This is a genomic window from Tabrizicola sp. M-4, assembly GCF_051132405.1.
Taxonomy (GTDB): domain Bacteria; phylum Pseudomonadota; class Alphaproteobacteria; order Rhodobacterales; family Rhodobacteraceae; genus Paragemmobacter.
In genome coordinates, this window is sequence record NZ_CP128606.1 from 2,750,439 (window position 1) to 2,768,357 (window position 17,919).

Below are 17,919 nucleotides of genomic sequence, written 5' to 3' on the forward strand. Positions count from 1 at the left end.
CAAGGCGCAGCAACCCGATCACTGCTGATCCATCACATGGCCCGCCGTCTAGTCAGAGACGTGGGGATCATCGGCCTGACGCGCCGTTTACCATGTCACGATAACGCAGCCCCGCCCCTGCGGCAAGAAAACCACCGCGACCTAGCCCCAGGGCCCCCTGCCAGCATCGCGCCCCGGCCGCGGGTCACCCCGCTTCACCTTCGGAATACGGGACCGCACCGCCGCGTAATCCGCCACCGGATGCGGCGGCACCCCGTGGGTGCGGCTCCAGAACTCCGCCCCGCCCCGGCGCAGCCACAGGGGCAGGCTCATCGCCAAACCGGCGATAAATCCGCCCGCATGGGCCCAGTAAGCCACGCCGCCCTGATCGGCCGGCGTTGCCCAGCCGCTGCCCAGCTGGATGGCGAACCAGACGCCCAGCACGATGAAGGCCGGGATCGGGATCACCCGGAAGAAAACCACGAAAAAGAAGAACACATCCACCCGCGCCCGCGGGAACATCATAAGATATCCCCCCATCACCCCCGCAATCGCGCCCGAGGCCCCGACCATCGGGATCATGGACCCCGGCTCGGCCAGATATTGCGCCAATGCCGCCGCCACGCCGGAAGCAAGGTAGAACATCAGGAAGCCGAGATGTCCCATCTCCTCTTCCATGTTGTCCCCGAAGATCCACAGGAACAGCATGTTGCCCAGCAGATGCATCCAGCCCCCATGCAGGAACATGGAGGTCAGGAAGGTGCCATAGCCCTCGCCATAGGAAATCCGCGCAGGCACAAGGCCGAATTCCATGAAGAACCGTCCCAGCGCCGTCTCTGACGGCAACGCCAGCCAATAAAGCACAAAGACAAGGACATTCGCCGCGATCAAGGCGAATGTCACGAAGGGCGTCCGCCCCGACGGGTTGTGGTCGCGTATCGGGATCATGCCGCCACCGTCCCGCAGCCGCCCGCAGCCGTCAAGCGGGGAAGCGCTCCGCGATTGCGGTCAATTCGCCTCCACCAGCAACTGTGCGTTCCCGCCCGACGCCGTCGTATCGATGCAGACATGCCGCTCCAGCCGCGCATGGCCCCGGTCCGGCATCCCCCCTATCAGCGGCAGAATCGGCCCGGGCCGCCCCGCCAGCGCCGCCGCATAGGCCCGGCCCTGTCCGGCATCGCCCCACCACACCGCCCCGGCAAAGCCGCCCAGCCGCCCCAGCGCCGCAGGTTCCAGCGACGGCGCCTCCACCGCGACCCCGCCCAGCGCACGCACCGCCGCCGCCTGCTCCGCCGCCGCCTTCGCGGTCGGCCCCAGACACAGCACCGGCTCCCGCGCCACGGTGGTCAGACGGTTCGACTCCCCCGTCGGCCCCGGCAGATCATGGCTCTCACCAGCAGGCACCGGCCTTGCCATACGCAGCGCGGCGGCCACCTCCGCCTCCGCCGCCACACGGTCGGCCCCCGCAACCTCCGCCACCTCGTCCCGCGTAAAGCGCGTCAGGTAATCCGGCCCGCCCGCCTTCGGCCCCGTCCCGGAAAGCCCCTCGCCGCCAAAGGGCTGGCTCCCCACCACCGCGCCGATCTGGTTGCGGTTGACATAGACATTGCCGACCCGCACCCGCTCCACGATCCGCTGCACGCGGTCGTCGATCCGCGTATGCAGGCCAAAGGTCAGCCCGTAGCCCGTCGCATTCACCGCCTCCACCACGCGGTCGATCTCCTCCGCGCGGAAGGTCGCCACGTGCAAGACAGGCCCGAAGATCTCGCGCCCCATCGCCACGATCCCGTCCACCCGGATCACCGCAGGCGCCACGAAAGTCCCCGAAGACGGGGCAACCATCTCCTTCACCAACCGCCCCTGCGCCCGCGCGGCCTCCACATGATCCCGGATCACCCCCGCCGCTTCCGCATCGATCACCGGCCCCACATCGGTCGCCAGATCCCACGGATCGCCCAGCCGCAACTCCTCCATCGCGCCCGACAGCATCTCCATCACCGCCTCGGCCACGTCCTCCTGCAGATACAGGCACCGCAAGGCCGAACAGCGCTGCCCCGCCGACTGGAAGGACGACGCCAGCACATCCCGCACCGCCTGCTCGGGTAGCGCTGTCGAATCCACGACCATCGCATTCAACCCGCCCGTCTCTGCGATGAGCGGAGCCGTAGGGTCCATATGCTCCGCCATCGCCCGCCGGATCATCAGCGCCGTCTCGGTGGACCCCGTGAAGCACACGCCCCCTACCCGCGCGTCAGACGTCAACATCCGCCCCACCACCGGCCCATCCCCCGGCAGCAGTTGCAGCGCCGTGACCGGAACCCCCGCCCGATGCATCAACCCGACCGCGAAAGCCGCAATCAATGGCGTCTGCTCCGCAGGCTTCGCCAGCACCGCATTCCCCGCCGCCAGCGCCACCGCAATCTGCCCCGTGAAAATCGCCAAGGGGAAGTTCCACGGCGAGATACAGGTGAACACCCCCCGCGCCGGAGCCTTCAACCCGGCAGCCCCATCCGCATAATAGCGCAGGAAATCCACAGCCTCCCGCAACTCCGCCACCGCATCTGCCAGCGTCTTCCCCGCCTCCCGCGCCAGCAGCGCGAAGATCGGCCCGAACTCGGCTTCATAAAGGTCCGCCACCCGCCGCAGCACCGCCGCCCGCTCACCAGCCGCCGCAGCCCAAGGCTCCGCCAGACGCAGCGCCGTATCCACATCCGGCGCCGCCGCCTGCACCACATGCCCGACCAGCTCACCCGTCGCCGGATTGCGCACCTCAACCCGCAACCCGCCCACGGGCCGCCCCGCCAGCATCGGCCCCGCCTCGAACCGATGCGTGGCATAAGGCGCCCGCGCCGCCTCGATCGCCGCCAGATGCCCCGCATCCGTCAGGTCGAACCCCTTGGAATTCACCCGCACCCCGAACAAAGCAGGCCCCGCCTTCAACGCCGGATTGGCCGCAGCCACCCCCTCCATCGCCGTCAAGGGACAGGCCGCCACCACCTCGGGTGCCACCTCGTCATTCACGATCTGGTTCACGAAGGACGAATTCGCCCCGTTCTCCAACAGCCGCCGCACCAGATAGGCCAGCAGGTCCCGATGCGCCCCGACCGGAGCGTAAATCCTGCACCGCGTCCCCTCATCCGTCAGTACCAGATCATGCAGCCGCTCGCCCATCCCGTGCAGCCGCTGGAACTCGAACGCCCGCTTGTCCCGCGCCATCTCCAGAATCGCCGCCACCGTATGCGCGTTGTGCGTGGCGAATTGCGGGTATATCCGATCCGTCATCCCCAACAGCTTCCGCGCGTTGGAGATATAGGACACATCCGTCGCCTGCTTGCGGGTAAAGACCGGGAAGGATTCAAGCCCCAGCACCTGCGCCCGCTTCACTTCCGCGTCCCAATAGGCCCCCTTGACCAGCCGCACCATGATCTTGCGATCCAGCCGCTCGGCCAAAGCATAAAGCCAGTCGATCACCGCCCCCGCACGCCGCCCGTAAGCCTGCACGACCACGCCAAACCCGTCCCACCCGGCAAGCGAGGCATCCGACAGAACCGCCTCGATCACCTCAAGCGAAAGCGCCAGACGATCCGCCTCCTCCGCGTCGATGTTGAACCCCAGCCCCGCCGCCTTCGCCAGACCTGCCAAGGCCCGGACGCGCGGCACCAGCTCCTCCATCACCCGCGCGCGCTTCGCCACCTCGTAGCGCGGATGCAGCGCGGAAAGTTTCACCGAAATCCCCGGATTGGCGCGGATGTCAGACCCCTTCGCCGCCGCCGCAATGGCCGTGATCGCCTTGGAATAGGCCAGATGATACCGCCGCGCGTCGCCTTCCGTCCGCGCCGCCTCCCCCAGCATGTCATAGCTGTAGGTGTAGCCCTTCGCCTCCAGCTCGCTCGCCCGCTTCATCGCGGCCTCGATCGTCTCGCCAAGGACGAACTGCCGACCCATCTCCTTCATCGCCTGCGCCACCGCGCGCCGGATCACAGGCTCCCCCAGCCGCTTCACCGCCGCCCGCAGATGGCCCACCACGCCCGGCTCCCGATCCTCCAGCACCTTCCCCGTCAGCATCAGCGCCCAGGTCGAGGCATTCACCAGCGACGAGGCCGACTTCCCCAGATGCCGCCCCCAATCGCTCGGCGCGATCTTGTCCTCGATCAGCGCATCCATCGTCTCGGCATCCGGCACCCGCAGCAGCGCCTCGGCCAGACACATGAGCGCGATGCCTTCCTCGGTCGACAGCCCGTATTCGGCGAGGAAAACCTCCATCAGCCCCGGCTTCACGCTTTCACGGATGCGCCGCACCAGCCCCGCCCCCGCCGCCGTCACCCGCGCCCGCGCCGCCGCATCCAGCCCCGCCTCGGTGATCAGCGCGCGCACCAGCGCCGCCTCATCCCGCAGGCTTTCGCGCTCGATGATGGCCCAAGGATCGACGGCATGGTCACGCGGCATGGCTTTATCTCCTGTTTGGCCCATGATACGCCTTTCTTGGCGGTCTTTTCTCCTGAAAATGGCCGAAATACTTTTCGTTCCGCCCGCAAATCCGGGGTTTCCCATGCCGATTGAACGCGTCCCCCTCGACCGCTTCGACGAAGCAATCCTGCGCATCCTCGCCACAGATGGCCGGATCAGCGCGACCGAACTCGCCCGCCGCATCGGCCTGTCGAAATCCCCGACCCAAGCCCGCCTCAAGCGGCTGGAGGAGACGGGCGTCATCACCGGCTATCGCGCCCTTCTGGACCCGATCCGCATGGGTCAGGCCCATGTCGCCTTCGTCGAGGTACGCCTGTCCGATACCCGCGAAGCCGCGCTTCAGGCCTTCAACAAGGCCGTGTTGGCGGTGCCAGAGGTGGAACAATGCCACATGATCGCCTCGCGCTTCGATTATCTCTTGAAGGTGCGGACCGCCGACATCCTCGACTATCGCCGCGTGCTGGCCGAACGCATCAGCGCACTGCCCCATGTCGCCTCCACCTCGACCTATGTGGCGATGGAGGCCGTGAAGGAAAGCTTCTGAACCTTGGCGGGGCGGCAAGGCCGCCCCACCGCAGGGCATCACAGCCCGTATTGTTCCCGCGCGTAATCGCCCAGGCCCACGGCATCCAGTCTTGCCAGCGGCGCAAGGAAGGTCACCTGAATCACCCCCGGCGCGCGTCCGATCTCGATGGCGCCGTTGATCGTGGCGCGGTTTCTTACCTCGGCCAACGTCATGCCAAGCAGCTTCGCCGCACGCTCCAGCCCGTTTTCGATGGCCGCGTTCAGGTTCGCCGCCGTCCCGATCACCGATACCGGAGCCAGCGCCTCCAACTCCTTCACGCCCCAACGAGCCGCCAACCGTTGGCCCTTTGCTTTCTCGGCGGCGGTGAACGGCCGCGCCATCGGCGGCAGATCCTCTTCCAACGGAAAAAGCACCGGCCCGTCGATGGGGTAGTTCTTCACCACCTCCACCTGCAAGGTCACGCTCCCCGCCACATCCATCGTATGGCCCGCGATCTCGCCATCGCCCTGCCCAGCATGCATGTCGCCGAGATAGACCCCAGCCCCCCGCACCTTGACGGGGGCGACGACAATAGCCCCCGCCCGGACGGCATCGATATCCATGTGCCCATCCGTCTTGTGCTTGGCCAACTGTTCCGGCGTGATCCCGTATTGATGCGGCGCGCCTACGAGGAACGATCCGAAATCCCCCGCATTATGACTGTCCGGCATGGCCATCGACGGACAGGTCCCCAACTGCCCCATGAAGGGCCGCATGCGGACCAAGGTCCCCGGCATGTCCGAAGGCGCAAAGGTCAGGATGGAATGCTGGCGGCTCTGATCCGGCAGCGCCGCGTAATGGTTGGCATCCTGCGCGATCTCCTCCGCCGCCACCTTCGGCAGCGTCACGCCCACCGCCCGCGTCTCGTCGAAGGTCACCGTATAGCCATGCACGATCTCGAAGGGCTTCACCGCATTCCCGCAGGTGTCGCACTTGACCGCGTCCTGCCCGATCCCATCCACATGCGTCTCCGGCCAGACCGTGTCACAGACCGGGCAGCGCGCCGCCACATAGGGATCGCCCAGACAGAACCCTTCCGGCGACGAGTCATGTCCCGACGCCGTCGCAATCGACGTCACCGTGATATCCCGGATGCGGATCGCCACCGCATCCCCCACTTCCGCCCCTTCGACGAAAACCGGCTTGGTCACCTCATGCCCGCCCCGCAGGCGCGGCGTGATCATCGGGCCCCAGCAGCCCGGAGCCGTATTGGCGATAATCGTCCCGCCATTCTCCACCGGGCCCAGCATGGGCGCATCGGGATCAAGGACACTGTTCGTGAACTCGGAAACGACCACGCTGCGGCGTGACGGCGTGTTGCTGCCATCGGGCATGTCTGCCTCCCCTGTTATCAAAGCGACAAAGGCAAGCTAGGCCCGCCCGCGCTCCGAACAAGTCCGACCATGGCATGATCCCGCCCGTGGTACCCGCGGCCGGACTCGAACCGGCACGGCCTCTCGGCCTAGGGATTTTAAGTCCCCTGTGTCTACCATTCCACCACGCGGGCAGGGCGGGCGACCGCCTTGCTACCAATCCCGCGCGGGAAGGGAAAGCCCGCCCCGCCGCGGGCTAGGCGAAACCGAAGGATGCGCCTATGCTCGGCACAACCTGACGGAGATTTTAAGATGCACCGCAGCCTGCCACGCGCCAGCGCCCTGCTTTCCGCCCTGCTCGCCGCGGCCCCGGCCTTCGCGCAGGACATCACCCTTCCACTGACGGCACGCGGCAACGAACCCTTCTGGACGGTCGAAGCCGCAGCGGAAGGGCTGCGCCTCTCCGAACCCGAAGGCAAGGGCACGGTGCAGACCCTCCCCTTCACCCAATCGACCGAGGGTGGAAGCCTGATCCTGACCACGACCGATTTCACCCTGCGCATCGACCCGACCCTTTGCCGGGACAACATGTCGGGCATGCCCTTCCCCTTCACCGCCACACTCACCCGCGCCGGAACCGACCAAAGCGGCTGCGCGGGCAACAGCGCCGGGCTGCTTGCCGGCGACTGGACCGTGACCGACCTGAACGGCACCGCCCTGCCCGAGGGGCTCGACATCACTCTTTCCTTCGCCGATGGCCGAATCTCCGGCTCCTCTGGCTGCAACCGCTTCACAGGCGGTTATGAGCTTACTGGCGAAGGGCTCACCCTTGGCCAGATCGCCGCAACGCGCATGGCCTGCCCCCCTCCGGCGATGGAAACGGAACAGGCCGTCCTCGCCGCGCTCTCCGCCATCACCCGCTTCGACATCGGCAGGGAAGGCACGCTCCTGCTGCAATCGGACGAGGCGACGACCGTCCTCTCCGCCCGCCGCTGAGGCCCTCGCCGCGGCGCGGCAATTGACAACGCCGCGCGCCCCGGTTCCTTATACGGCCCGAGAGTTTGCGGATGAGGCACTACATGAAAAAGGTCTATCCCAGCGCCGAGGCAGCGCTGGACGGCGTGCTGTTCGACGGCATGACCATCGCTTCCGGGGGCTTTGGCCTCTGCGGCATCCCGGAACTGCTGATCGCGGCGATCCGCAAGGCGGGGACCAAGGACCTGACCGTCGCCTCGAACAACGCGGGCGTCGACGGCTTCGGCCTCGGCGTCCTGCTGGAGAGCCGTCAGGTCAAGAAGATGATCTCCTCCTACGTGGGCGAGAACGCCGAATTCATGCGCCAATACCTCTCCGGCGAACTCGAACTCGAATTCAACCCGCAGGGCACGCTGGCCGAGCGCATGCGCGCGGGCGGCGCGGGCATCCCCGGCTTCTACACCCGCACCGGCGTCGGCACGGTCATCGCCGAAGGCAAGGAGCACAAGGACTTCGACGGCAAGACCTACATCCTCGAACGCTCCATCGTCGCGGACCTCTCCATCGTCAAGGCATGGAAGGCCGACCCCTCGGGCAACCTCGTCTTCCGCAAGACCGCCCGCAACTTCAACCCGCCCGCCGCCACCTGCGGCAAGCTCTGCGTTGCCGAAGTCGAAGAGATCGTGCCGCTGGGGTCGCTGGACCCCGACGCGATCCACCTGCCCGGCATCTATGTCCACCGCATCGTGCAGGGCGAACACGAAAAGCGCATCGAACAGCGCACCACCCGCAAGAAGGAGTCCGTCTGATGCCGTGGGATCGTAACCAAATGGCCGCCCGCGCCGCGCAGGAACTGCAGGACGGCTGGTATGTGAACCTCGGCATCGGCATCCCGACCTTGGTGGCGAACTACATCCCCGAAGGCGTCAGCGTCACCCTGCAATCCGAGAACGGCATGCTCGGCATGGGCCCCTTCCCCTACGAGGGTGAGGAAGACCCCGACCTGATCAACGCAGGCAAGCAGACCATCACCGAACTGCCCCAGACCGCCTTCTTCGACAGCGCCACCTCCTTCGCGATGATCCGGGGCGGCAAGATCGCCATGGCCATCCTCGGCGCGATGGAAGTGGCCGAGAATGGCGACCTCGCGAACTGGATGATCCCCGGCAAGCTGGTCAAGGGCATGGGCGGCGCGATGGACCTCGTCGCGGGCGTGGGCCGCGTGGTCGTGGTCATGGACCACACCTCAAAGCACGGTGAATCGAAGGTGCTGAAGGCTTGCACCCTGCCCCTCACCGGTCAGGGCGTCGTCAACCGCATCATCACCAATCTCGGCGTCCTCGACGTCGTCCCCGGCGGGCTGAAGATCGTCGAACTCGCCGATGGTGTGTCTGACGCCGAACTCCGCGCCGCGACCGAGGCGACGCTGGTCGACTGACCGCGCAGGCTCCTCCGGCAAGCCGGAGGAGCCGGAAAAATCTTCGTCCGAAGATTTTTCGCACCGCAAAATTTTCGTCCGAAAATTTTGCCCCCGCCCGGAAGGACCCGCCCATGGCGCATGAAATCCAGCGCGAGCACGGCCAGACCAAGGGCCGCTACGTCATTCGCCTGAATGGCGAAGAGGCGGAACTTACCTATTCCATCACCTCGCCCACCCTGATCATCGCAGATCACACAGGCGTGCCCGACAGCTTCCGCGGGACGGGCGCGGGCCTCGCCCTCGTCACGCGTATGGTAGAGGACGCCCGCAAGGAGGGCTTCCGCATCATGCCGCTCTGCCCCTTTGTAAACGCGCAGCGGAAGAAGCACCCCGAATGGGCCGATGCCTTCGCAGTCTGATCCCACCGCAGGCTGAGCGGGGGTCAACCAGCCACAGGCTCAATTCCCCACAGCGATGATCCGGAAGACGCAAGGGTCGCTCACCACTTCGGGCGGCGTCATGCACAGGCCCTGCGCCACGGTCCATGCCGCCAGCACCTTCGGCACGTAATCCCGCGTCTCGGCATAGGGCGGGACGCCGGCATTGGCCTTCACCGCCCCCTCGCCTGCATTATAGGCCGCGATCACCATGATCGGGTCACGGTCGAAATGGCGCATCAGCCAGTCCAGATAGGCCACGCCGCCCCTGATGTTCTGTACCGGATCCATGGCGTCGGTCACACCGAAACGTTCGGCCGTATCGGGGATCAGTTGCATAAGGCCCTGCGCCCCGGCATGGCTCACCGCCTCGGTCTGCCCCGCGCTTTCCGCCGCCATCACCGCCAGCGCGAGCGCGGGCGAAACCTCCGTCCCCACCGTCGCCTTCAGAAGCTCCGTCCCCCACGCATCCGCCAGTTCCTGCATGTGCTGCATCCGGGGCGTCGGCACCACCGCACCGTCCGGCCCCTGCGATAACGTGGCCAGCGCCAGCGGAAAGCGCCCGGCCACATCCCCGATCCCCGGCGGCACCGCCTCCCAGAACCAGCCAAAGCGCGCCGCAGGCTGCGGCGCCGGGCCAAGCTGCGGCGGAGGCACCGACGCACCGCCCAGCGTCACGGGCGGCAGCACCGGCTCCTGATGCGGGGCCGAGGTTCGCGGCAGCGCGGCAAGGATGCGCGCCTGTTCCTCCGGATCGATCTGCACCAGACCCTTCCGCCCCGGCAGACCCTCGCCCACCTTGATCCGCTTGAAGGTGAAATCCCGCGCGGCAGGCACACCTTCCCCGGTCGCCCCAAGGGGCAACGCCACCGCGACCAGCGCGATCAAAAATCCTGACCGGAATCGCATCTCTGCCGGATGCCTTTCCTGTATCTGCCTCTTGCGGGGAATCATGCACCAAATCGCCCCGTCTGGCCACTCCCTGCGTCGGATGATGGCAAAACCGCCAAGCTGTCGCCTAAAGAGTTAATTTTTCACGATTTTTCTGAAAATTTTCGGCACCTTTTCAATGGCTTGAAGGAAAGACGAAAAAAATGCGCCACGAAAGCAAAAGCCCAAACTCACACAAACTCCCGCCACCGTTGGGGGGCCATATAGGGTCATACCGAACGGCAAACGGTTGGTTCGAAAGATCGACACGGGCCGAAGCGGTTGGAACCAAGACCTGTACATGTAACCAGTAACGAGGAACGACCATGAAACTCCTGAACCTCTTCAAATCCTTCAAGAACAACGAATCCGGCGCCGTGACCGTGGACTGGGTCGTTCTGACCGGCGCCGTCGTGGCTCTGGGCGTGACCGTGGCCGGCACGATCGGCGGTTCGATCGAAACCGCCACCACCGCCATCACCGAAGACATCGCCGGCGAGTGATCTTCGCCTGACGCAGGTCCGCGCGATTGGCCCCTCCGGCCAACCGTGCGACGCGGGCGGAGGGCCACTACCCCCCACCTCCGCCCGCGCCCTGCCTGCCGATGTCTTCCACAGGCTGCTGCGATCCGGCCATGGCGTCGCCAGACTCCCCCAGGAAACATGGCAAAACCGCCAAATTTGCCATCCGAAGGCATTCCGGGCCAACCGAAAGTATGTAGCTTGAAAAATAGTTGTTAACGTTTTCAGGTGCTTAGCCGTGTTAAACGCAAAAGTTAACATGTGCTGAAAATGCCCTATCGCAACCCAACTGCCGCCACGATTCAGGGGCCATATGCCCTCATACCGAACGGCAGACGGACCGGATGAACGGACCGAAAAACCGGGGCGGTTGTGAGCAAGACCTGAAACTGAAACACCTATCAAGGAAGACCACCATGAAATTCCTGAACATCTTCAAGCGCTTCAAAAACGACGAATCCGGCGCCGTGACCGTTGACTGGGTCGTTCTGACCGGCGCGATCGTTGGCCTCGGCATCATCATCGCCCAGACCATGACCCCGGCGATCACCGAAGCTGCCGGCAACGTCGCCACGGACGTGATCGACAACTCCGACAACCCGTAATCTTCGGGCGAAGCCTGAAAAGTCAGGACGGCCAGGCCAAAAGCCTGGCCGTTTCCATAAGGTTAGGTGGCTGTCGACTGCAGATTTGCGTTATTCTGGCGCACTGCCGAATGACCCGGACCGGAGTGAAGAAATGAAAGTGTGCGAAGCGAAGACTGTTCGGATCAAGGCTTTCCTGAAAGGGGAAGATGGCGCCGTAACGGTCGATTGGGTGGTTCTGGCGGCTGCCGTCGTCCTCCTTTCGGTCCCCATGATGGTCATGATGACGGAATCCACCGAAACGGCCGCAAGCGGCGTCGCCGCAGACACGGTCGCCGCAGTGGAAGAAGCGCTCCAAGATTGAGGGTGATGCGCCCTGAGCGGGCTAATCACAATGGTCTGGGCCGCCTTATCGGCCCGCCGCAACCAAGGCCCGCCAAACGCAGAGCGGATGAAGCACGAGGCACGAGACGATGCGCATGATGTTCGGATTGGTTCTGCTCGTCGGCATGGCGCTGGCGGGCTTTGCCGTTTACATGGCCCAAGGTTACATCAACAAGACGGAAAGCGCCCTTGTTCAGGAACGCGCCTTCCGCGCCAAGGTTGGTGACCTGGTCGAGGTCTATGTTGCGGCGGAACAGCTCAAATACGGCGACACTCTGGAACCCGACGCGGTGAAAAAGATCTTCTGGCAGAAAAGCGCCCTGCCCGAAGGCATCTTCACCGAGGAAACCGCTCTCTTCCCCGCCGATGAGGACCGCCCGCGCTATGTCCTGCGCCCGATGGAAGTGAACGAACCCATCCTCGCGCTGAAGGTCACTCAACCGGGGCAGCCCGCGGGCCTGACCGGCGCGCTCGATCCCGGCATGCGCGCCTTCGCGATCAACGTGAACGCCTCTTCTGGCGTGTCCGGCTTCGTCTATCCGGGCAATTTCGTCGATGTCTACTGGACCGGCAATGACGGCACGCGCGAGATCACGCGCCTGATCGAAAGCAGCGTCAATGTCATCGCCATCGACCAGACAGCGGTCGGCGATGCGACGGTGGGCGCCACGGTCGCCCAGACCGTCACCGTGCAGGTCAGCCAGGAACAGGTGGCCCGCCTCGCGCAGGCCCAGGCGACCGGGAATCTGACCCTCTCGCTCGTCGGCTCGAACACCGAGACAGGCGCCGAAAAGATCGAGGTGGACAGCGCCTCGCTGCTCGGGATCGAACAGCAGGAGGTCATCGAGGTCGAGGCCGAAAAGGTCTGCACCATCCGCAACCGCAAGGGAAGCGAAGTGGTGGAGATCCCGATCCCCTGCACGAACTGACCGAAAGCCTCACTCCGGCGTGATCCGGGGCAAGGGGGCGCAACCACCGGATATGGTGTTTGCGCCCCTTCCTGTTCCTAAGGCTTGCGACAAATTTACCATTGTTGCCAGTTATCCACATAAGGAACGGCACCTAAGGCAATGATTCTTGCAATAAAATGCCATCTCGGGCATTTTGGGCGACGGAGCGGGCAACAAAGATCCGCGATCAGAGGTGTGATCGAAAGGGCAGGTCACCGATGCAGATGCGACAGCTGGCGGCAGCTTGCGCGATGGGCTTTGCCCTCGCGACTGCCACGACAGATGCGGCCTCGGCCGAAGTGCTGAAGGTGGTGAAGGGCACGGCGGCGCAGGCGCTCGAGGTGCCGATGAACCGCGCCGTCGTCCTTGAAAGCGAAACGCCTTTCGCCGAACTCTCCATTGCAAATCCGGGAATAGCCGACATCTCGACCCTGTCGGACAGGTCGATCTATGTTCTTGGCAAGACGCCGGGGCGCACGACGCTGACGCTCTTCAACGCCGACGGCCAACTGATCACCAATGTCGAGGTGCAGGTCACCACCGACATCGCGGAATTCAAGGAACGTCTGAACCAGATCCTCCCCGGCGAGAAGATCGAGGTGCGCACGGCGAATGACGGCATCGTGCTTTCCGGCACTGCCTCCTCGACCCAGCGCCTCGCCCGCGCCCTCGACCTTGCCGAACGCTATGCACCGGGGCGCGTGTCGAACCTCATGTCCGTCGGAGGCACGCAGCAGGTGATGCTGAAGGTCCGCTTTGCCGAGATGCAGCGGTCGGTGTCAAAGAACCTGTCCGCGTCGCTTGCCATAGACGGAACCAACGACGCCGTGGAAACCGGCACATGGCTGCAGGGCACAAACACGCTCGGAAGTGCTGTCACGGTTCGCGACGGCACTGTCGGCGCGGGCCTTCTCGGCTTCACAACCGGCTCCCTGCAAATCGGCATCCTGCTTGAGGCGCTTGAATCCAAGGGCGTCGTCCGCACCCTTGCCGAACCGAACCTCACCGCCCTTTCAGGGCAAGAGGCGAAATTCCTCGCCGGTGGCGAATACCCCGTCCCCGTCTCGGATGACGGCACGATCACGGTCGAATACAAACCCTTCGGTGTCGAGATGAAGTTCACCCCCACCGTGGTGGATGGTGACCTGATCAACCTGCAGATCAATGCCTCCGTCTCCTCCATCGACGGGACAGTGTCGCAGGAAAGCCAAGGCATCCAGCTTGCCGCCTTCAAGCGCCGCGAAACCTCCACCACTGTGGAAATGCGCGACGGCGAAAGCTTTGCCATCGCGGGCCTTCTGCAGGACGACTTTCGCGATGTCAGCGGTCAGGTGCCGTGGCTGGGCGACATCCCCGTCCTCGGCGCGCTCTTCCGGTCCGCCGAATACGAACGCGGCCAATCCGAACTCGTGATCATCGTCACCCCCCACCTCGTCTCGCCCACCCGGGGCGAGGCGCTGGCCCTGCCCACCGACCGCGTCCGTCTGCCGACCGAAGCAGAACTCTTCCTCTTCGGCGAAGTCGGCAAGGCGGCGACCTCCGGGCCTGCTGGCGAAGTGGCCCGGCAGGATTTCACCGGCTCCTATGGCTATGTGATGGAATAAAGGGGGAATGGACATGAAATCCGCGACCATCGCCCTGACCCTTCTCGCCTCCCTCGCTCTCGCCGGCTGCGCCGACAAGACGATCAGCGCCGATATCGACGAAGGCGGCTTCGGCAATCCATCGATGAACAACTTCCTTCTCCAGACCGGCCAGATCGACCCGATCCAGGCGCTTGGGGAACGTTTCGCCCGCGAGATACCCACTACCATCAACTTCGACTTCAACAGCGCCCAGCTCACCCCCGAGGCGCAGATGGTTCTGGACGAACAGGCAAACTTCATCCGGCAATTCCCCGAAGTGCGCTTCCGTGTCTACGGCCACACCGATCTCGTCGGCTCCAACGCCTATAACAAGCGTCTGGGTCAGCGCCGCGCCGAGGCCGTCGTCGCCTATTTCGCCACCCGCGGCATATCGCGGTCCCGGCTCGAGGCGCTGGTCTCCTTCGGCGAGACGCGCCCCGTCATCCAGACGCAGGAACCCGAATACGAGAACCGCCGCACGGTGACGGAAGTGTCAGGCTTCCTCAAGCGTCACCCGAACATCCTCGACGGCAAATATGCCGAGGTGATCTACCGCGAATACATAACCAGCGCGACGCCCCGCGCGGCAGGCGGCGGCACGACGGGCGGGGCGGCCCCGGCCCCCGGAGAGGCGGCTCCCGCGCCCTGATCCTTCGACGGCATCGAACCAGAAACACGGGCCGGGCAAAGACTGTTGCCCGGCCCTTCAAATTCCGTGCCTCTGCGCGACACTGGCCCATCCAGCCCCGCTAAAGTCGCCAGATTTCAAACAATCACGCGTTTCTAGCCCAAGAATCGCCACCATTGACCTCCAGCTTCCACCCTGACTGGGAACAATCTCATGGCGTCACGTCGTGAGGGGGGTGCCCGGTGGCCCTGCCCGCCCGTCCGCATCCCGGACGGACGGCCTCCCGCCATCGTCATCCCTGACCACAAAGGACCAAAAGGCGATGAGCACTGCTGCCAACATGATGCCCGATCCGGCGCCGATCCTGGCCTGCACAATCTCGCGGGACATCCAGGAATTCGACCTCCTGATCGACGACATGGAACTGGAACTGGGCGAAAGCTGGGGCGACCTCACCTTCGAGGATGCCCGCGACTTCCTCGCTCAACCCGACGCGGGCAGCCTCGAATTCGTAGCCATCGCCGTGAATGCCGAAGACGAGGGCGACCTCACCCGCATCACCGACATCATCAAGGCCGCCACCGAACGCAAGATCAAGGTCATCCTCATCGCCGACCAGATCAGCCCCGCCGGTCTGCATCAGCTCCTCCGTCTGGGCGCGGACGACTTCGTCCCCTACCCCCTGCCCGAAGGCGCGCTGAAAGAGGCGATCGAACGCGTCCGCCGTCCTGCGCCCGCCCCGGTCCAGACCGCCGCCAGCATCACCCACCTGCACGCCGTCCCCGATGCCCCGCCCCAGACGCCCAGCTTCAAGGCCAAGGGCGACCGCGACGGGGTCGTCCTGCCCGTCCACGGCCTTTCCGGCGGCTCGGGCGCGTCAACCTTCGCGGCCAACCTCGCATGGGAACTGGCCACGATCGAAAAGGAGGACGCGCCGCGCGTCTGCCTGCTCGACTTCGATTTCCAGTACGGCTCGGTCGCGACCTATCTCGACCTGCCCCGCAAGGAGGCGGTCTTCGAACTCCTCTCCGACACCGCCGCCGCCGACAGCGACGCCTTCCTCGCGGCGATGCTCACCTACAACGACAAGCTTCACGTCCTCACCGCGCCGGCCGACATGCTGCCGCTCGACATCGTCGCGCCCGAGGACATCGCCCGCATCATCGACATGGCCCAGTCAAACTTCGACTTCGTCATCATCGACATGCCCAAGACCATCGTGGCATGGACGGAAACCGTCCTGACCCGCGCGCATGTCTATTTCGCGATGATGGATCTCGACCTGCGCTCGGCCCAGAACGTCCTGCGCCTCGTGCGCGCGCTCAAGGCCGAAACCCTGCCGCATGAGAAACTCCGCTATATCCTGAACCGCGCCCCGAAATTCACCGACCTCTCTGCCAAGAGCCGGGTGAAGCGCATGTCCGAAAGCCTCGACATCCGGCTGGAGGTCCAGATCCCGGACGGCGGGCCGCAGGTGACACAGGCCAATGACCACGGTCATCCCCTGTCGCACAGCGCGCCGAAAAACCCGGTCCGCAAGGAAATCCAGAAACTCGCCAAATCACTGCATGACCTGAACCGCGCCGCTGCCACCGGTCGCAAGTAACCTTAACCCGATCAGACTGCCTGGCCTGGGGGGCCAATCTGATGTTTTCACGTTTCAAAAAGCCTGACGGCTCCGACGCCAAACCCGCGCTTCGTCCTGTCACCCCGGCACCCGCCGCGCCCGCAGCCGGTGCTCCGGCCCCTGCCAGCGTTCCGCGCCCCGCGGCCCCGCCGCCCAAGCCCATGCTGGGCCAGCGCCCGAACACCGTTCCCGCCACACCCGAAGCCGCCGCAGCGGAAAAGGAGAAGAAGCGCAAGGAACGCCTGATGGAGTTGAAGGTGGAGCTTCACAAGAAGCTTCTGGAAAGCCTCAACCTCTCGGCTCTGGAACACGCAACCGAAGCGCAGCTTCGCTCCGAGATCGCCGAGATCACCTCCGAAACCCTGTCCGACATGTCCGTCGCCCTGAACAAGGACGACCGCGCCACGCTCAATCAGGAACTCTATGACGAGGTGATGGGCCTCGGCCCGCTGGAACCGCTGCTGAAGGACGAAACCGTCTCCGACATCCTCGTGAACGGCCCGCACCGCATCTTCGTCGAACGCGGCGGGAAACTCACCCTGACCGACGTGACGTTCAAAGACGAACGCCACCTGCTGCGGATCATCGACAAGATCGTCTCCGCCGTGGGCCGCCGCGTCGATGAATCCAACCCCTATTGCGACGCCCGTCTCGCCGACGGCTCGCGCTTCAACTGCATGGTGCCTCCGGTCGCAGTGGACGGCTCGCTCGTCTCCATCCGGAAGTTCAAGAAGGAAAAGCTCGGCGTCGCCGACCTCGTCCGCTTCGGCGCCTTCACCGAAGAAATGGCCGCCTATCTTCAGGCCGCCGTGTCCACCCGCCTCAACATCATCGTCTCGGGCGGCACGGGGTCGGGGAAAACCACCACGCTCAACGCGCTCTCTTCCTTCATCGACAACACCGAACGCGTGCTGACGATCGAGGACACCGCCGAACTCCAACTCCAGCAGGTCCATGTGGGCCGCATGGAAAGCCGCCCGCCGAACGTCGAAGGCAAGGGCGCCGTGACCCAGCGCGACTGCCTCCGCAACGCGCTCCGGATGCGCCCCGACCGCATCATCGTCGGCGAAACGCGCGGCGAGGAAGTCATCGACATGCTTCAGGCCATGAACACCGGCCATGACGGGTCCATGACCACGATCCACGCCAACAACGCCCGCGACGGCATCTCGCGCCTTGAAAACATGGTCGCCATGGCCGGAATTGAAATGCCGCTCAAGGCGGTGCGCAGCCAGATCTCTTCCGCCGTCAACCTCATCGTGCAGGCCTCCCGCCTGCAGGATGGTTCGCGCCGCATGGTCTCCATCACCGAAATCACCGGCATGGAAGGCGACGTCATCTCCATGCAGGAAATCTTCCGCTACGAACGGCTCGGCGTCGAACCCTCGGGCAAGATCATCGGCCGCTTCAACGCCACCGGCGTGCGCTCGCATTATTCCGAACGCTTCCGCCAGTGGGGCTATGACCTGCCCGCCTCCATCTACGAACCGATCATCTGACCCCCACCACCAGAT

General features: G+C 65.0%; 17 protein-coding genes and 1 tRNA gene. 13 read left to right on the forward strand and 5 right to left on the reverse strand.

Annotated features, from left to right (window positions below):
• Positions 1-141: 141 nt before the first annotated feature.
• Both TabM4_RS13420 and putA read right to left on the reverse strand, forming a co-directional pair.
• Positions 142-927, reverse strand: a complete 786-nt coding sequence (locus TabM4_RS13420; RefSeq protein WP_434613195.1) for a rhomboid family intramembrane serine protease — start codon at positions 925-927, stop codon at positions 142-144.
• 60 nt (positions 928-987) lie between these two features.
• The gene (putA, locus tag TabM4_RS13425; protein ID WP_434613197.1) at positions 988-4,425 is read right to left on the reverse strand and encodes a bifunctional proline dehydrogenase/L-glutamate gamma-semialdehyde dehydrogenase PutA; all 3,438 of its coding nucleotides are present in this window, start codon (positions 4,423-4,425) and stop codon (positions 988-990) included.
• Positions 4,426-4,528: 103 nt separating this feature from the next.
• Here putA and TabM4_RS13430 point away from each other — a divergent pair, with 103 nt between their 5' ends.
• On the forward strand, positions 4,529-4,990 hold the full coding sequence (locus TabM4_RS13430; protein WP_281469063.1) for an Lrp/AsnC family transcriptional regulator: 462 nt from the start codon (positions 4,529-4,531) through the stop codon (positions 4,988-4,990).
• Positions 4,991-5,028: 38 nt separating this feature from the next.
• Here TabM4_RS13430 and TabM4_RS13435 read toward each other — a convergent pair whose 3' ends face one another.
• Positions 5,029-6,345: an acetamidase/formamidase family protein gene (locus TabM4_RS13435; protein ID WP_434613201.1), complete on the reverse strand. Its 1,317-nt coding sequence runs from the start codon at positions 6,343-6,345 to the stop codon at positions 5,029-5,031.
• Positions 6,346-6,432: 87 nt separating this feature from the next.
• Positions 6,433-6,518: transfer RNA gene (locus TabM4_RS13440), tRNA-Leu, on the reverse strand.
• 118 nt (positions 6,519-6,636) lie between these two features.
• Here TabM4_RS13440 and TabM4_RS13445 point away from each other — a divergent pair.
• The 4 genes from TabM4_RS13445 to TabM4_RS13460 all read left to right on the forward strand — a co-directional run bounded on the left by TabM4_RS13445 (position 6,637) and on the right by TabM4_RS13460 (position 9,138).
• A complete protein-coding gene (locus TabM4_RS13445; RefSeq protein WP_434613203.1) occupies positions 6,637-7,320 on the forward strand; it encodes an META domain-containing protein in 684 nt (227 codons plus the stop codon).
• Between the two features lie 83 nt (positions 7,321-7,403).
• Positions 7,404-8,108 (forward strand): CoA transferase subunit A, encoded by a 705-nt coding sequence (locus tag TabM4_RS13450; RefSeq protein ID WP_434613206.1) that lies wholly within the window; start codon positions 7,404-7,406, stop codon positions 8,106-8,108.
• Positions 8,108-8,737 (forward strand): CoA transferase subunit B, encoded by a 630-nt coding sequence (locus tag TabM4_RS13455; RefSeq protein ID WP_434613208.1) that lies wholly within the window; start codon positions 8,108-8,110, stop codon positions 8,735-8,737. The genes TabM4_RS13450 and TabM4_RS13455 overlap by 1 nt, the downstream gene beginning before the upstream one ends.
• A 113-nt stretch (positions 8,738-8,850) precedes the next feature.
• The gene (locus tag TabM4_RS13460; protein ID WP_434613211.1) at positions 8,851-9,138 is read left to right on the forward strand and encodes a GNAT family N-acetyltransferase; all 288 of its coding nucleotides are present in this window, start codon (positions 8,851-8,853) and stop codon (positions 9,136-9,138) included.
• Positions 9,139-9,177: 39 nt separating this feature from the next.
• On the opposite strand, the gene TabM4_RS13465 is transcribed toward TabM4_RS13460, so the two are convergent.
• The gene (locus tag TabM4_RS13465) at positions 9,178-10,065 is read right to left on the reverse strand and encodes a lytic transglycosylase domain-containing protein (protein WP_434613214.1); all 888 of its coding nucleotides are present in this window, start codon (positions 10,063-10,065) and stop codon (positions 9,178-9,180) included.
• Positions 10,066-10,412: 347 nt separating this feature from the next.
• Here TabM4_RS13465 and TabM4_RS13470 point away from each other — a divergent pair, with 347 nt between their 5' ends.
• The 8 genes from TabM4_RS13470 to TabM4_RS13505 all read left to right on the forward strand — a co-directional run bounded on the left by TabM4_RS13470 (position 10,413) and on the right by TabM4_RS13505 (position 17,904).
• Positions 10,413-10,589: a hypothetical protein gene (locus TabM4_RS13470; RefSeq protein WP_434613217.1), complete on the forward strand. Its 177-nt coding sequence runs from the start codon at positions 10,413-10,415 to the stop codon at positions 10,587-10,589.
• 434 nt (positions 10,590-11,023) lie between these two features.
• Positions 11,024-11,212 carry a Flp family type IVb pilin gene (locus tag TabM4_RS13475; RefSeq protein ID WP_434613220.1) on the forward strand — a complete coding sequence of 63 codons (189 nt, stop codon included), beginning with the start codon at positions 11,024-11,026 and terminating at the stop codon, positions 11,210-11,212.
• A gap of 133 nt (positions 11,213-11,345) precedes the next feature.
• Complete coding sequence (locus TabM4_RS13480) at positions 11,346-11,555, forward strand: hypothetical protein (RefSeq protein ID WP_434613223.1); 210 nt, start codon at positions 11,346-11,348, stop codon at positions 11,553-11,555.
• A gap of 109 nt (positions 11,556-11,664) precedes the next feature.
• Positions 11,665-12,504 carry a Flp pilus assembly protein CpaB gene (cpaB, locus tag TabM4_RS13485; RefSeq protein WP_434613226.1) on the forward strand — a complete coding sequence of 280 codons (840 nt, stop codon included), beginning with the start codon at positions 11,665-11,667 and terminating at the stop codon, positions 12,502-12,504.
• A 239-nt stretch (positions 12,505-12,743) separates the two neighbouring features.
• Complete coding sequence (locus TabM4_RS13490; protein ID WP_434613229.1) at positions 12,744-14,129, forward strand: type II and III secretion system protein family protein; 1,386 nt, start codon at positions 12,744-12,746, stop codon at positions 14,127-14,129.
• 7 nt (positions 14,130-14,136) lie between these two features.
• Positions 14,137-14,799, forward strand: a complete 663-nt coding sequence (locus TabM4_RS13495) for an OmpA family protein (RefSeq protein WP_434613232.1) — start codon at positions 14,137-14,139, stop codon at positions 14,797-14,799.
• 301 nt (positions 14,800-15,100) lie between these two features.
• Positions 15,101-16,384, forward strand: a complete 1,284-nt coding sequence (locus tag TabM4_RS13500; RefSeq protein WP_434613235.1) for an AAA family ATPase — start codon at positions 15,101-15,103, stop codon at positions 16,382-16,384.
• A 41-nt stretch (positions 16,385-16,425) separates the two neighbouring features.
• Positions 16,426-17,904, forward strand: coding sequence for a CpaF family protein (locus tag TabM4_RS13505; RefSeq protein WP_434613238.1), 1,479 nt, complete (start codon positions 16,426-16,428; stop codon positions 17,902-17,904).
• The last annotated feature ends 15 nt before the right edge of the window (positions 17,905-17,919 follow it).

Excerpts from the sequence above, each read along its gene's own strand:
- TabM4_RS13420 (WP_434613195.1), bottom strand. The coding sequence starts at position 927 with ATGATCCCGATACGCGACCACAACCCGTCGGGGCGGACGCCCTTCGTG.
- putA (WP_434613197.1), bottom strand. The coding sequence starts at position 4,425 with ATGCCGCGTGACCATGCCGTCGATCCTTGGGCCATCATCGAGCGCGAA.
- TabM4_RS13430 (WP_281469063.1), top strand. The coding sequence starts at position 4,529 with ATGCCGATTGAACGCGTCCCCCTCGACCGCTTCGACGAAGCAATCCTG.
- TabM4_RS13435 (WP_434613201.1), bottom strand. The coding sequence starts at position 6,345 with ATGCCCGATGGCAGCAACACGCCGTCACGCCGCAGCGTGGTCGTTTCC.
- TabM4_RS13445 (WP_434613203.1), top strand. The coding sequence starts at position 6,637 with ATGCACCGCAGCCTGCCACGCGCCAGCGCCCTGCTTTCCGCCCTGCTC.
- TabM4_RS13450 (WP_434613206.1), top strand. The coding sequence starts at position 7,404 with ATGAAAAAGGTCTATCCCAGCGCCGAGGCAGCGCTGGACGGCGTGCTG.
- TabM4_RS13455 (WP_434613208.1), top strand. The coding sequence starts at position 8,108 with ATGCCGTGGGATCGTAACCAAATGGCCGCCCGCGCCGCGCAGGAACTG.
- TabM4_RS13460 (WP_434613211.1), top strand. The coding sequence starts at position 8,851 with ATGGCGCATGAAATCCAGCGCGAGCACGGCCAGACCAAGGGCCGCTAC.
- TabM4_RS13465 (WP_434613214.1), bottom strand. The coding sequence starts at position 10,065 with ATGCGATTCCGGTCAGGATTTTTGATCGCGCTGGTCGCGGTGGCGTTG.
- TabM4_RS13470 (WP_434613217.1), top strand. The coding sequence starts at position 10,413 with ATGAAACTCCTGAACCTCTTCAAATCCTTCAAGAACAACGAATCCGGC.
- TabM4_RS13475 (WP_434613220.1), top strand. The coding sequence starts at position 11,024 with ATGAAATTCCTGAACATCTTCAAGCGCTTCAAAAACGACGAATCCGGC.
- TabM4_RS13480 (WP_434613223.1), top strand. The coding sequence starts at position 11,346 with ATGAAAGTGTGCGAAGCGAAGACTGTTCGGATCAAGGCTTTCCTGAAA.
- cpaB (WP_434613226.1), top strand. The coding sequence starts at position 11,665 with ATGCGCATGATGTTCGGATTGGTTCTGCTCGTCGGCATGGCGCTGGCG.
- TabM4_RS13490 (WP_434613229.1), top strand. The coding sequence starts at position 12,744 with ATGCAGATGCGACAGCTGGCGGCAGCTTGCGCGATGGGCTTTGCCCTC.
- TabM4_RS13495 (WP_434613232.1), top strand. The coding sequence starts at position 14,137 with ATGGACATGAAATCCGCGACCATCGCCCTGACCCTTCTCGCCTCCCTC.
- TabM4_RS13500 (WP_434613235.1), top strand. The coding sequence starts at position 15,101 with ATGAGCACTGCTGCCAACATGATGCCCGATCCGGCGCCGATCCTGGCC.
- TabM4_RS13505 (WP_434613238.1), top strand. The coding sequence starts at position 16,426 with ATGTTTTCACGTTTCAAAAAGCCTGACGGCTCCGACGCCAAACCCGCG.